The organism is Bradyrhizobium lupini, assembly GCF_040939785.1.
GTDB classification, from domain to species: domain Bacteria; phylum Pseudomonadota; class Alphaproteobacteria; order Rhizobiales; family Xanthobacteraceae; genus Bradyrhizobium; species Bradyrhizobium canariense_D.
Map to the genome: position 1 here is coordinate 4,073,327 of NZ_CP162553.1, position 12,059 is coordinate 4,085,385.

General features: G+C 64.3%; 13 protein-coding genes and 1 pseudogene. 9 read left to right on the top strand and 5 right to left on the bottom strand.

Annotated features, from left to right (window positions below; genetic code table 11):
• Positions 1-65: 65 nt before the first annotated feature.
• From AB3L03_RS19170 to AB3L03_RS19185, 4 genes are all read left to right on the top strand, one after another.
• Complete coding sequence (locus AB3L03_RS19170) at positions 66-530, top strand: Lrp/AsnC family transcriptional regulator (RefSeq protein ID WP_085348407.1); 465 nt, start codon at positions 66-68, stop codon at positions 528-530.
• Positions 531-575: 45 nt separating this feature from the next.
• Positions 576-1,736 carry a PLP-dependent cysteine synthase family protein gene (locus AB3L03_RS19175; RefSeq protein ID WP_368509059.1) on the top strand — a complete coding sequence of 387 codons (1,161 nt, stop codon included), beginning with the start codon at positions 576-578 and terminating at the stop codon, positions 1,734-1,736.
• Positions 1,737-1,847: 111 nt separating this feature from the next.
• A complete protein-coding gene (locus tag AB3L03_RS19180) occupies positions 1,848-2,408 on the top strand; it encodes a carboxymuconolactone decarboxylase family protein (RefSeq protein ID WP_027568030.1) in 561 nt (186 codons plus the stop codon).
• 111 nt (positions 2,409-2,519) lie between these two features.
• Positions 2,520-2,765, top strand: coding sequence for a hypothetical protein (locus tag AB3L03_RS19185; RefSeq protein WP_247473698.1), 246 nt, complete (start codon positions 2,520-2,522; stop codon positions 2,763-2,765).
• 48 nt (positions 2,766-2,813) lie between these two features.
• Here the strand turns inward: AB3L03_RS19185 and AB3L03_RS19190 are convergent, their stop codons facing one another.
• Positions 2,814-3,749 (bottom strand): alpha/beta hydrolase, encoded by a 936-nt coding sequence (locus AB3L03_RS19190; RefSeq protein ID WP_368506882.1) that lies wholly within the window; start codon positions 3,747-3,749, stop codon positions 2,814-2,816.
• A 117-nt stretch (positions 3,750-3,866) separates the two neighbouring features.
• Between AB3L03_RS19190 and AB3L03_RS19195 the strand changes: the two are divergent.
• Positions 3,867-4,753: pseudogene (locus tag AB3L03_RS19195) on the top strand (branched-chain amino acid aminotransferase).
• A gap of 69 nt (positions 4,754-4,822) precedes the next feature.
• Here the strand turns inward: AB3L03_RS19195 and phaR are convergent.
• Positions 4,823-5,419, bottom strand: coding sequence for a polyhydroxyalkanoate synthesis repressor PhaR (phaR, locus tag AB3L03_RS19200; RefSeq protein ID WP_018452879.1), 597 nt, complete (start codon positions 5,417-5,419; stop codon positions 4,823-4,825).
• Between the two features lie 304 nt (positions 5,420-5,723).
• Between phaR and AB3L03_RS19205 the strand changes: the two genes are divergently transcribed.
• The 3 genes from AB3L03_RS19205 to AB3L03_RS19215 all read left to right on the top strand — a co-directional run bounded on the left by AB3L03_RS19205 (position 5,724) and on the right by AB3L03_RS19215 (position 8,865).
• Positions 5,724-6,902 carry an acetyl-CoA C-acetyltransferase gene (locus tag AB3L03_RS19205; RefSeq protein WP_018452880.1) on the top strand — a complete coding sequence of 393 codons (1,179 nt, stop codon included), beginning with the start codon at positions 5,724-5,726 and terminating at the stop codon, positions 6,900-6,902.
• Between the two features lie 240 nt (positions 6,903-7,142).
• Positions 7,143-7,868, top strand: coding sequence for an acetoacetyl-CoA reductase (gene phbB / locus AB3L03_RS19210; protein WP_085348404.1), 726 nt, complete (start codon positions 7,143-7,145; stop codon positions 7,866-7,868).
• A 127-nt stretch (positions 7,869-7,995) separates the two neighbouring features.
• Positions 7,996-8,865, top strand: coding sequence for a DMT family transporter (locus tag AB3L03_RS19215; RefSeq protein WP_368506883.1), 870 nt, complete (start codon positions 7,996-7,998; stop codon positions 8,863-8,865).
• A 34-nt stretch (positions 8,866-8,899) separates the two neighbouring features.
• On the opposite strand, the gene AB3L03_RS19220 is transcribed toward AB3L03_RS19215, so the two are convergent.
• Positions 8,900-9,322 carry a cupin domain-containing protein gene (locus tag AB3L03_RS19220; protein WP_018452883.1) on the bottom strand — a complete coding sequence of 141 codons (423 nt, stop codon included), beginning with the start codon at positions 9,320-9,322 and terminating at the stop codon, positions 8,900-8,902.
• A 23-nt stretch (positions 9,323-9,345) separates the two neighbouring features.
• Complete coding sequence (gene gloB, locus AB3L03_RS19225) at positions 9,346-10,113, bottom strand: hydroxyacylglutathione hydrolase (protein ID WP_368506884.1); 768 nt, start codon at positions 10,111-10,113, stop codon at positions 9,346-9,348.
• Positions 10,114-10,222: 109 nt separating this feature from the next.
• Between gloB and AB3L03_RS19230 the strand changes: the two genes are divergently transcribed.
• On the top strand, positions 10,223-10,969 hold the full coding sequence (locus AB3L03_RS19230; RefSeq protein WP_007599158.1) for a class I SAM-dependent methyltransferase: 747 nt from the start codon (positions 10,223-10,225) through the stop codon (positions 10,967-10,969).
• A gap of 71 nt (positions 10,970-11,040) precedes the next feature.
• Here AB3L03_RS19230 and AB3L03_RS19235 read toward each other — a convergent pair whose 3' ends face one another.
• Positions 11,041-11,835 (bottom strand): DUF4167 domain-containing protein, encoded by a 795-nt coding sequence (locus tag AB3L03_RS19235; RefSeq protein WP_018452885.1) that lies wholly within the window; start codon positions 11,833-11,835, stop codon positions 11,041-11,043.
• Between the last annotated feature and the right edge of the window lie 224 nt (positions 11,836-12,059).

Sequence of the window (12,059 nt, forward strand, 5' to 3'; positions counted from 1 at the left end):
TGCAGAAAGTGCCATATAGCGTAGTCTTCCTTTCGCCGAAAACCCTAATTTCGGAAGCTTCTTCCATGTCCGTTCGTCTTGACCGTATCGACCTTAAGATGTTGCGATTGCTGCAAAATAACGGCCGGCTCAGCAACGCCGAGCTGGCCGAAACCGTCGCCATCAGTCCCGCCACCTGTCATCGCCGCACCCAACGCCTGTTCGAGCACGGCTTCATCGCCGCCGTGCGCGCCATGGTTGCGCCGAAGAAGGTCGCAAAGGGCACGCTGGTGATGGTCGGGGTCGTGCTCGACCGTTCGACGCCGGAGAGCTTTGCGATCTTCGAGCAGGCGATCACCAGGCTGAAATTCGTGCTCGACTGTCACCTCGTCGCCGGCGACTTCGACTATTTCCTCAAGATCCGCGTCGGCGACATGGAGGACTTCAACCGTATCCACGGCGAGCAACTGATCGCGCTGCCCGGCGTGCGCCAGACCCGCACCTTCTTCGTGATGAAGGAAGTCGTCGACAACGCGCCGCTGGAGTTTTGAGCGGAAGCTATTGATGCGCGTTCCGCATCATGGGAGATTCAGATGATGCAGACATTCCCCTTCCGCCACCTCAATCCGGCGGGGCCGGCCTATCGGCGCGGCTGGGTCGACGAAGCCGTGGCCGCGATCGAGGCCGACCAGTGCCGCACGGCCGACACGCATCTGATCCGGCTGATCGTGCCGGCGCTCGCTGGCATCGACATCTATCTGAAAGATGAGTCGACGCATCCGACCGGCAGCCTGAAGCACCGGCTCGCGCGCTCGCTCTTCCTTTACGCGCTCTGCAACGGCCACATCCGCGAACGCACGCCTGTCGTCGAGGCCTCGTCGGGATCGACCGCAGTGTCGGAAGCCTATTTCGCGCAGATGATCGGTGTGCCCTTCTATGCCGTGATGCCGCGCACGACCTCGGCGGAGAAGATCGCCGCGATCGAGCATTACGGCGGTAACTGCCATCTGATCGACGACGGCCGCGCGCTGTATGCGGAGGCCGGCGCGCTGGCCGCACGGCTGGGCGGCCACTACATGGACCAGTTCACCTTCGCCGAGCGCGCCACCGACTGGCGCGGCAACAACAACATAGCCGAATCCATCTTCACGCAATTGCAGGGCGAGCCGCGCCCGCTGCCGGACTGGATTGTGATGGGCGCGGGCACCGGCGGCACCTCGGCTACCATTGGACGCTACTTGCGTTATCGCCAATATCCGACGCGGCTGTGCGTCGCCGATGTCGAGCATTCCGCTTTCTTCGACTGCTTCAGCTCGCAGGACCGCTCCCATGTTTGCGACCGCCCCTCGCTGATCGAAGGTGTCGGGCGGCCGCGCTGCGAGCCGTCCTTCGTGCCGGGCGTGGTCGACCGCATGATGAAGATCCCGGATGCGGCGACGATCGCGGCGATGAACGTGCTGTCGCGCCGGCTGCGCCGCGCGGTGGGGGGCTCTACGGGCACCAATTTCCTGGCGCTGTGCCGGCTCGCCTCGGACATGCGAAAGGTGAATCAGACGGGGTCGCTGGTGACGCTGATCTGCGATTCCGGCGAGCGCTACCGGCAGACCTATTATGAGCCCGCCTGGCTGAAAGCGCGCGGACTCGATCCAGCGCCGTTCGAGGCGGCCTTGTCGTCCTTCCTCGATACAGCGCACCCACTGGCACTTGAGTTCGAAGACGTAACGAATCCGCAGAACTTGCTAAATCCTGAGGCCTGATAGCTGGCGCTTCCCTGCCATTTGCAAGATTGCACGGCCGTCACGGCAACTTCACTTGCCTTGCGCGTGCGTGCGGGCGAGCTTCGCGGCTTCTTAACGAGGAGACCTGCCGTGCGCCTTCCCATTCTCGATCCGAAAGACCTGAGTGCCGAACAGAAGCCGCTCTATGACGACATGCGAGCGGGCATCAAGGACCACTTCAAGGGCTTTGTGAACATGCGCGACGACGGCGCGCTGCTCGGGCCCTGGAATCCATGGATCCGCGAGCCGCGCTTCGGCAAGCCTGTGTGGGAGCTGGTCAAGGCGATCGCGGCGAACCCGCTGCTGCCGGCTCCGGTGCGTGAGGTCGCGATCCTCGTCACCGGTTCGCATTTCCGCTCCGGCTACGAGCTCTATGCGCATGTGCTGGTCGCCGAGCAGCGCGGCCTCTCCGACGAGAAGCTCGCGACCATCGTCGCCGGACAGCGGCCGGTCGATCTCACCAAGCAGGAAGCCGTCGCCTACGACGTGGCGTCCGCATTGGTCAGCGGCGGCGTGCTGCCGGAACTGACTTATCGGGCCGCGGTCAAGGAATTCGGCGAGCACGGTGCGGCCGAACTGTCCTATCTCGTCGGCGTTTACTGCATGGTGTCGGTCACGCTGAACACGTTCGACGTGCCGGTGCCGGACTGACCACACTGCCCCAGCTGCTGGACTGGACGGAAGCGTCACGGTACCCTGCCGCCGCCATGGCGATGCATTCGCCGGTCACGATCGAAGTGCAATGAAGAGGGAACGACAGCCATGGACACGTCACGCCGCATCCTGCTCGCCGGACTGGCGGGACTCGCCGTTGCGCCGACCGCTGCGGGAGCCGCGCCCTCGGCCGCTGCCGATGACGTGACGGTCGCCGAAGAGCGCTTTGCGCGCATGATCGCGGCTGCGCATGCGCCCGAAATCACCTGCGCGCGACAGGCCGAGCGTTACGCGGATGCGCATTGGCCGAACTACGTTGCGGCGGCGCGTTCGGTCATCGAGGCGAGAGCGTGAGGCATTCTCTTTCCTCTCCCGTTGCGGGAGGCGGCAACACCAGGTGCTTCACGTCCCCACCGCCCGCCTGACCTGCTCACCGATCTGCGACAGCACGAGCTGCGCCTGCGGCAGAATTGCGCCCATGGCGTGGAAATTGTGGACCATGCCCTCGTGGCAGACGTGCTCGACCGTGACGCCCGCGGCGAGCAGCTTGCGGGCATAGGCATTGCCCTCGTCGCGCATCGGGTCGAACTCCGCGGTGTGAATGACGGCGGTCGGCAAGCCCGCAAGCCGTGTCGCGCGCAAGGGCGAGATGCGGGGATCGGCAGCGTCCAAGGCTTCGGGCAGATAGTCGGCGAGATCGGCTTCGATCGTGACGCGGTCGATCAGGTGGCCCTCGGCGAACGCCTCGCGCGAAGGCGAGGCCTCCTCGAAATCCAGCACCGGGCAGATCAGGCATTGCGCGACGATGGAAAGACCAGCTGTCTGCGCCGCCTCCTGACACACGATCGCAGCGAGCGTTGCACCGGCGGAATCGCCGCCGAGCACCAGACGCCCGGCGTCGATGCCGAGCGATGCGGCCTCGCGCGCCACCCATTCGGTGGCAGCAATCGCATCGTCCACGGCGGCGGGGAATTTGTGCTCTGGCGCCAGCCGGTAATCGACCGAGACGAGGCGGCAACCGGTCGCATGTGCCAACGCCGCCGCGATGCGGTCATGCGTGGCGATGCTGCCGGCAACGAGCCCGCCGCCGTGAAAGAACACGAAGCCGGGCGCGCGATCATCGGCGCCTGCGGGTGAATAGAGACGATAGGGCAGCGCGCCGCCGGGACCAGGCAGCACGCCGTCGGACGTCGTCACGTCAGGCGCATCGGCGCGCGCAAACTGCATCAGCTTTGCCAATGATTGCCGCCGTGCTTCCACGCTCGGCCGGCTCCGTGCCTGCGGCGCAGCCGCAGCCATCATGGTCAACAAGCGCTTTGCGAGCGGATCGAGCGGCATGGTGCTTCCTTTCCCCTCGCGGGAGGGTAACTCACCATTTTCCCGCAGGGAATCATTTAGAAATTGCGCCCAATAGTGGCGCTATAATGCGGCACCACGCCAAGGGAGAGGCCGGTCATGGCCGAGATCAAAAAGCCCATCGAATATTCGCCGAGCTGGACCTTCTTCGAGGGCAAATGGCACGACGGCAATGTGCCGATCATGGGCCCGCGCACGCATGCGGCCTGGCTCGGCTCGGTCGTGTTTGACGGCGCGCGGGCGTTCGAAGGCGTCGCGCCTGATCTCGACCGCCACGTCGCCCGCGCCAATCAATCCGCGATCAACTTTGGCCTGAAGCCGGTGGTCGATTCCGGAACCTGGATGACACTCGCAAACGAGGGCATCGCACGCTTCGCGCCGAATGCCGAGCTCTACGTTCGTCCGATGTACTGGGCGCGGAACGGCGCGGGCGGCGGCGTGCTGTTCGACCCCGAGACCACCGATTGGTGCCTGTGCATCTACGAGGCGCCGATGCCAAAGCCGGTCGGCAACGCGATCACGCTGTCGCCGTTCCGCAGGCCCACCGCCGAATGCGCCCCGGTTGAGGCCAAGGCCGCCTGTCTCTATCCGAACAATTCGCGCGCGCTTGCCGAGGCCGCCTCGCGCGGCTTCCAGAACGCGCTGATGCTCGACATGCTCGGCAACGTCGCGGAGTTCGGCAATTCCAACGTGTTCATGGCCAAGGACGGCGTGGTCTACACGCCGGTGCCGAACGGCACCTTCCTCAACGGCATCACCCGCCAGCGCGTCGTCAGCCTGCTTCGCGCCGACGGCGTCACCGTGGTCGAGAAGACGCTGCGTTACGCCGACTTCCTCGCCGCCGACGAGATCTTTTCGACCGGCAATTTCGCAAAAGTCGCGCCGGTGATCCGCATCGACGATCGCGAGCTGCAGCCGGGCCCGCTCTACACCGCGCGCGCAAGCTCTATTGGGACTTTGCCCACGCAGTGAAGCTGGCGGCGTAGCTTCCCCACCTTCGCCGGTACGACGGCGGAGTTGTGGCAGCAAGGCGCGTTAGCGCGTGGCAGGAACCCCTACTCGTCCTTCTTCGACATCCGCTCGAGGCGTTCCTGCATGTCCTTCATCTGCTGGCGCAGATCGTCGATATTGCTGTCCTTTGGGGCTTCGGCGGCCGGCTCGGGCGCCGGCTCCGCGGAGCCCGCGGGGCGGGCTGCGCCGGGCGCGAAAGGCTTGAACATCGAGAAGGTCTGCTGGAACAGCTCCATGTTGCGGCGGACCTGTTCCTCCAGCGGCGCAAACGGGGTTCCCGACAGCGAGGTGGCGATCTGCTTGCGGAACTTCTCCTGCTCCTGAGTGAGCGAGGCGATGGCCTGCTCCAGATATTTCGGCACCACCATCTGCATGCTGTCGCCGTAGAAGCGGATGAGCTGGCGCAGGAAGGTGGTCGGGAGCAGGTTCTGGCCGGCCTTGTTCTCCTGCTCGAAGATGATCTGGGCAAGCACGGAGCGGGTGATGTCGTCGCCGGTCTTGGCGTCGTAAACTAGGAAATCTTCGCCGTCCTTGACCATGGCGGCGAGGTCTTCCAGCGTCACGTAAGTGCTCGTCCCGGTGTTATAGAGCCGGCGGTTCGCGTATTTCTTGATGGTGGTGGGTTGGTCTGATTTCGCCATGGGCTCTCACTTGCAAGACGCGGAGAACGGGAACCTGACGGGCTATGCCGCAGGGCGGGAAGAGTACGCAACGCAACAAAATAAGCATTTTCAAAGGGGTCACGCTACCGTTTTGTGCGCCACGGTTAATCGGGCAGCAAAAACGTGCTTGCGAAAGCGCCAAGAACGCTATTTTGAATGCGCTGCGGGATGAATTCGGCCACCGGCCGATTGACATGCCTCAACGACGTTAACAGGATGCCGTCCGAGACTGGCGAGCCGTTTCCCCAGCCCCGTCTGCCCCCATTCAACCCAGGAGATGCCCATGTCAGACGATGTCGTCATCGTCAGCGCCGCCCGCACCCCGGTCGGAAGCTTCAACGGAGCGTTCGCAACCCTTCCCGCCCATGATCTTGGCGCCATTGCCATCAAGGCCGCGCTGGAGCGCGGCGGCATCGAGCCCGGCCGGGTCTCCGAAGTCATCATGGGCCAGATCCTGACCGCCGCCCAGGGCCAGAACCCCGCCCGCCAGGCTTCGATCAATGCCGGCATTCCGGTCGAGAGCCCGGCCTGGGGCGTCAACCAGCTCTGCGGCTCGGGCCTGCGCACCGTTGCGCTCGGCTATCAGGCGCTGCTCAACGGCGATTCCGAGATCGTAGTCGCCGGCGGCCAGGAATCCATGAGCATGGCTCCGCACGCCCAGTATCTGCGCGGCGGCGTCAAGATGGGGGCAGTCGAATTCATCGACACCATGATCAAGGACGGCCTGTGGGACGCCTTCAACGGTTATCACATGGGCAACACCGCCGAGAACGTCGCGCGGCAGTGGCAGATCACCCGCGCCCAGCAGGACGAGTTTGCGGTGGCCTCGCAGCAGAAGGCCGAGGCCGCGCAGAAGGCCGGTAAATTCAACGACGAAATCGTTCCCGTCACCATCAAGGGACGCAAGGGCGATGTCGTCGTCAGCGCCGACGAATATCCGCGCCATGGCGCAACGGTCGACGCGATGGCGAAGCTTCGTCCCGCCTTCGAGAAGGACGGCACGGTCACCGCGGGCTCGGCGTCCGGCATCAACGACGGCGCTGCTGCCGTGGTGCTGATGACCGCCAAGCAGGCCGCCAAGGAAGGCAAGAAGCCGCTCGCGCGCATCGTGTCCTGGGCGCAGGCGGGCGTCGATCCGAAGATCATGGGCTCGGGCCCGATCCCGGCCTCGCGTGCCGCGCTGAAGAAGGCCGGCTGGAATGTCGGCGATCTCGACCTGATCGAGGCCAACGAAGCCTTCGCGGCGCAGGCCTGTGCCGTCAACAAGGATCTCGGCTGGGATACTTCCAAGGTCAACGTCAACGGCGGCGCGATCGCGATCGGCCATCCGGTCGGTGCCTCCGGCGCCCGCGTGCTGGTGACGCTGCTCCACGAGATGCAGAAGCGCGATTCGAAGAAGGGCCTCGCCACGCTGTGCATCGGTGGCGGCATGGGTATCGCGATGTGTGTGGCGCGCGACTGAGATAGTTGACGCGTCATTTGCGCGTGCGCTGCACACGTGACTGAGTGCGTTGCACGCGATTAAAAAGGCAGCGGTTGCAAATCAAATATTCTTCGCAACCGTACAAGCCTCGACTAAAGAGAAACGCCCGGCTCGACGCCGGGCGTTTTGTTCTTGATGTCCGTCAAACGTCCCCCATAATCCGCACTTAAAAACGATCACTCAGAAACGTCCGAAGAGTCCAAGGGAAGGAAATACGATATGGCACGTGTTGCATTGGTGACGGGTGGTACGCGGGGCATCGGAGCTGCGATCAGCAAAGCGCTGAAGGCGGCCGGCTACAAGGTTGCGGCGAGTTATGCCGGCAACGACGCGGCGGCGGAGAAGTTCAAGGCCGAGACCGGCATCGCCGTCTACAAATGGGACGTCAGCAGTTTCGATGCCTGCGCCGAGGGTGTGAAGAAGGTCGAGGCCGAGGTCGGCCCGATCGACGTGCTCGTCAACAATGCCGGCATCACCCGCGACACCGCCTTCCACAAGATGACGCTCGATCAGTGGAACGCCGTCATCAATACCAATCTCGGTTCGCTGTTCAACATGACGCGTCCCATCATTGAAGGCATGCGTGCGCGCAAGTTCGGCCGCATCATTTCGATCTCGTCGATCAACGGTCAAAAGGGACAGTTTGGCCAGGTCAACTATTCCGCGGCGAAGGCCGGTGACATCGGCTTCACCAAGGCACTCGCGCTCGAGAACGCCAAGGGCGGCATCACCGTCAACGCGATCTGCCCCGGCTACATCAACACCGAAATGGTGCAGGCAGTGCCAAAGGACGTCCTGGAAAAGAACGTGATCCCGCAGATCCCGGTTAACCGGCTCGGCGAACCGGAAGAGATCGCACGTGCGGTCGTGTTCCTGGCGGCGGACGAGGCCGGCTTCATGACCGGCTCGACGCTGACCATCAATGGCGGCCAATATCAGGCCTGATGGCGCCCATTCTCTTGGCGCAACGTCGCTGAGGCAAAATATGTAGCTTCAGTCGCGACAAGGCGATAGTGAAGACGAAAATGCCCGGCCTTGTGCCGGGCATAAACGTCCTCAGAGCCTCTGATCGATGACTCCCCGCACCGCAACGCTGATCGGATTGACCGCGATCCTGATGTGGTCGCTGCTGTCAGTGATGACGGTGGCGACCGGAAAGATCCCGGCATTCCAGCTGGCCGCGATGACGTTCGCGATCGGCGGGCTCGTCGGCCTGCTCACCTGGATCGGCCGCGGCGCAGCGGCCAAAAGCCTGCGTCAGCCGCTGGTCGTGTGGATCGTCGGTGTCGGCGGACTGTTCGGCTATCACGCGCTGTATTTCCTCGCGCTGCGCTTTGCGCCACCGGCTGAAGCCGGCCTGCTGAATTATCTGTGGCCGCTCCTGATCGTGCTGTTCTCGTCGTTTCTGCCGGGCGAGCGGCTTGCCGTGCATCACGTCGTCGGCGCCGTGCTCGGCCTCGTCGGCACCGTGCTGCTGTTCGCCGGGAACACCTCCGGCTTCACGCAGGGGCAATTGCCGGGATTGGCCGCGGCCTTCATCGCAGCGTTCGTGTGGGCGATCTATTCGGTGTTGTCGCGGCGATTGAAGGCGGTGCCGACCGATGCGGTCGCGGGATTCTGCCTCGCCACCGCGGCGCTCGCCGCGCTGATGCATGGTCTGCTCGAAACCACGGTATGGCCGGACACGACGCTGCAATGGCTCTCTGTCATCGCGCTCGGCATCGGTCCCGTCGGTGCTGCGTTCTACGCCTGGGACATCGGCATGAAGCGTGGCGACATCCGCGTGCTCGGCGCCGCCTCCTATGCGACGCCGCTGCTCTCGACCGGCTTCCTCATCGCCGCTGGCTTTGCCAATGCCAGCGCCAACATCACCATCGCCGCGATCCTGATCGCCGGCGGCGGCCTGATTGCGGCGAAGGACATGTTGCTGCGGAAGCGGTAGCATCATTGCCGGCGCAAGCCGAAGCGACAGGGCCTTAGGGCTCCCAGCCCTTCGGCGCGAGCTCGAACTTCGCGAACTCGAAGGCGGGCGCCACGGTGCAGCCGACCAGGGTCCACTCGCCGGTGGTCTCTGCCGTCTGCCACGCATCGGCCGGCACGATCGCCTGTGGCCGCTCGCCGTTCAACAGGTCCGTACCGAGCCGTACCTCGTGCTGGGAGCAGCCTTCGTGCGCTATCCGCAGGGTCAGCGGGCTGCCGGCGTAATAGTGCCAGCTCTCGACAGCATCGATGCGATGCCAGTGCGAACGCTCGCCGCGCGCCAGCAGAAAATAGATCAGGGTCGAGCGCGCGCGGCCGTTGGCGTCGGTGGTCTGGTCGCGAAACGTCTCTCGGTAATGCCCGCCTTCGGGATGCGGGCGGAGTTCGAGGCGCGCGATGATCTCGGCTGCGGTCGGCATCGATTCCCGTCAGGATCTGTTCTTCAAGACTTGTTCTTGCGCTCGCGCAGCTCGCCGAACACCGCGGTGGCATCCGCGCCCTTCATGTGCAGCCTGGCTGCGATCGAGGGTTCGTCGGCGCGCAGGAACACGTTTGTCCGCTTCTCGTCACCAAGCAGCGCGGGAATGGTCGGCTTGTTCTCGGCCCGCAGCCTCGCCACCTCCGCCGCGCGCGCCTGCAGCGCCGCGTTGTCGGGGTCGACGGTCAGCGCGAACTTGACGTTGGAGGCCGTGTATTCATGGCCGCAATAGAGCTTGAAGTCGTCGGGCAGGGCACGCAGCTTCAGAAGCGAATCCCACATCATCGGATAGGTGCCCTCGAACACGCGGCCGCAGCCGATCGAGAACAGCGTGTCGGCGGCGAACAGCGCTTTGTCGGTGTCGAACACATAGGAGATGTGGTCGAGCGTGTGGCCGGGCGTCTCCAGTACGCGCCCCAGCAAGCTGCCGACCCTGACGATTTCGGCATTGGCGACGCGCAGGTCGACGTCTGCGATCTCCGTCGTCTTGTCATGCGGCGCGACGACGCGGCAATTGTATTTCTGCTTGAGTTCGGCGACCCCGCCGACATGATCGCTATGATGATGGGTGATCAGAATGTCGGTGAGCTGCCACCCCTCGCGCTCGAGCGCCCTCACGATGGGGCCGGCCTCCGGCGCGTCGATCGACGCCGTCGCCTTGGTTTCCACATCGTGGATGAGGTAACCGAAATTGTCGTTTAAACAGGTGAAAGTACGAATTTCGGCGGCCATGTCATCTCCGATCGCGCTCAGCTCCGTCAGACAAATATGGCGTTAACGTTGCGCAGGCAATGCAATATTCCGCGCGCGGGGGCCGCCTCGTGCATGTTACATTGCGATCATGACCATTGATGTCGTCGACCTCCGCGAGTTCTACTCCCGTCGCCTCGGGATTGTGGCGCGGCAAATGATCAATCGCGGCATTCGGGAGCGCTGGCCGCGCGTCGATGGCCAGCGGGTGCTCGGCTTCGGCTATCCCACGCCCTATCTCGGGTTGTTCCGCGAGGACGCGGAGCGCTGCATCGCCTTCATGCCCTCGGCCCAGGGCGTCCTGAAATGGCCCACCGGACGGCCGGCGCTTGCCTCGCTGGTGGACGAGTTCTCGCTGCCGCTTCCCGACGCCGCGGTCGATCGCATCCTGCTGGTCCACGCACTGGAAATGTCGGACGATCCGGCCGCGCTGCTGCGCGAGGCATGGCGCGTGCTGTCGCCGTCCGGTCGCGTGATTGCGGTCATCCCGAACCGGCGCGGGGTGTGGACCCGCACCGACAGCACGCCGTTCGGTCACGGCCGGCCCTATTCGCGTTCGCAGATCACGGACCTGTTGCGCCAGACCTGGTTCACCCCGACCGCCTGGGGCGAGGCGCTGTTCATGCCGCCCTATGCCGGGGGCTGGGTGCTGAAATCCGCACAGATGTGGGAGCGGGCCGGCGCGGCGCTGTCGCTGCCCTTCGCCGGCGTGCACATCGTCGAGGCGACCAAGCAGGTCTACCGCGCGATCCCCGCCAAGCGCGAGCGGGCGCGGCTCATTCCATCACTGGCGAAGCCGGTGCTGGTACCATCCTCGACGACGGCGACGCGCGGCTAAAAACAAATCGTCCCGGACATGCCGGGACGATTCGGGTCAGGACATCTGGCGCAAGATGTCCGGCGAAAGGCTTACTCGCCGGGAGCCACTTCGTCGCTTGAGGCGGCCGGAGCGGCTTCGCGCTCGGGGCGCGGGCCATTCGGGCGGCGGCGCCGCCGCGGAAAGCGCTCGCCACCACCACCTTCGAAGCCGGCCTGGCCGGGCGCGCCACCGCTCACCTGCGGCTGCGGGCCGGTGATGAAGGAAGGCAAACGATCGACGCTGACGGCGTCGGCGACGACGGGCTGAGGCTGGTTCAGCGGTAGCGGTTGCGGCTGGGGCTGATATTGCGGCTGCGGACGATGGTCGCGTTCGCGATGCTCGCGCGGCTGCTGGTTGTCGCGCTGATAAGCATGGTTGTCGCGGGGCTGATGATCACGCGGCTGATGATCGCGCGGGCCGTCGCGGTCGCGGGTGAAGGGCGGCGGTGGCGGCTGTGGGACAAAACCCGGTTCCTGGCCGAAATTCGAGAAATTCTCGCCGTCGTCCTCGCCGTCGTCACCGCTGTTGTTGCTGATGGGCTCGTCGCCGCGCGGTTGCTGGTTCTGCCGGAACTGTTCCTGAGCCGTCGCGATCAGACGAAAATAATGCTCGGCATGCTGGTAGTAGTTCTCGGCCGCAACGGGGTCTCCGGAGGAGCGCGCGTCGCGCGCGAGCTGGAGATACTTTTCAGCAATATGCGAAGCCGTGCCGCGGATCTTGATGTCAGGTCCGTTGGACTCGTAGACCCGGGTCATCGGGTTCTGGCCGCGCCGGTTATTATTGTTGTTATTGTTATTATTATTGTTGCGGTTGCGCATCCGCTGCTTGTTCTGACCGTTTCTCATGTCCTGCCTTTAATTCCAGCCCTAAAGGTTGCACGCATTACTGATTGCCGAGAGTGACCTGATGACAGCGGTTCACATCGCTTGCGCGCAACCGCACGCAAGAGCGGATTGATCCCTGCCGATGTTCGTCGACCGTCGCGTTCAACAAAAGACGCGTTCCCCACCGCCAGCATCCATCGCCAGCGAACCCATTCATATCGCCTGCCGAAACAAGCCCTGCTTTG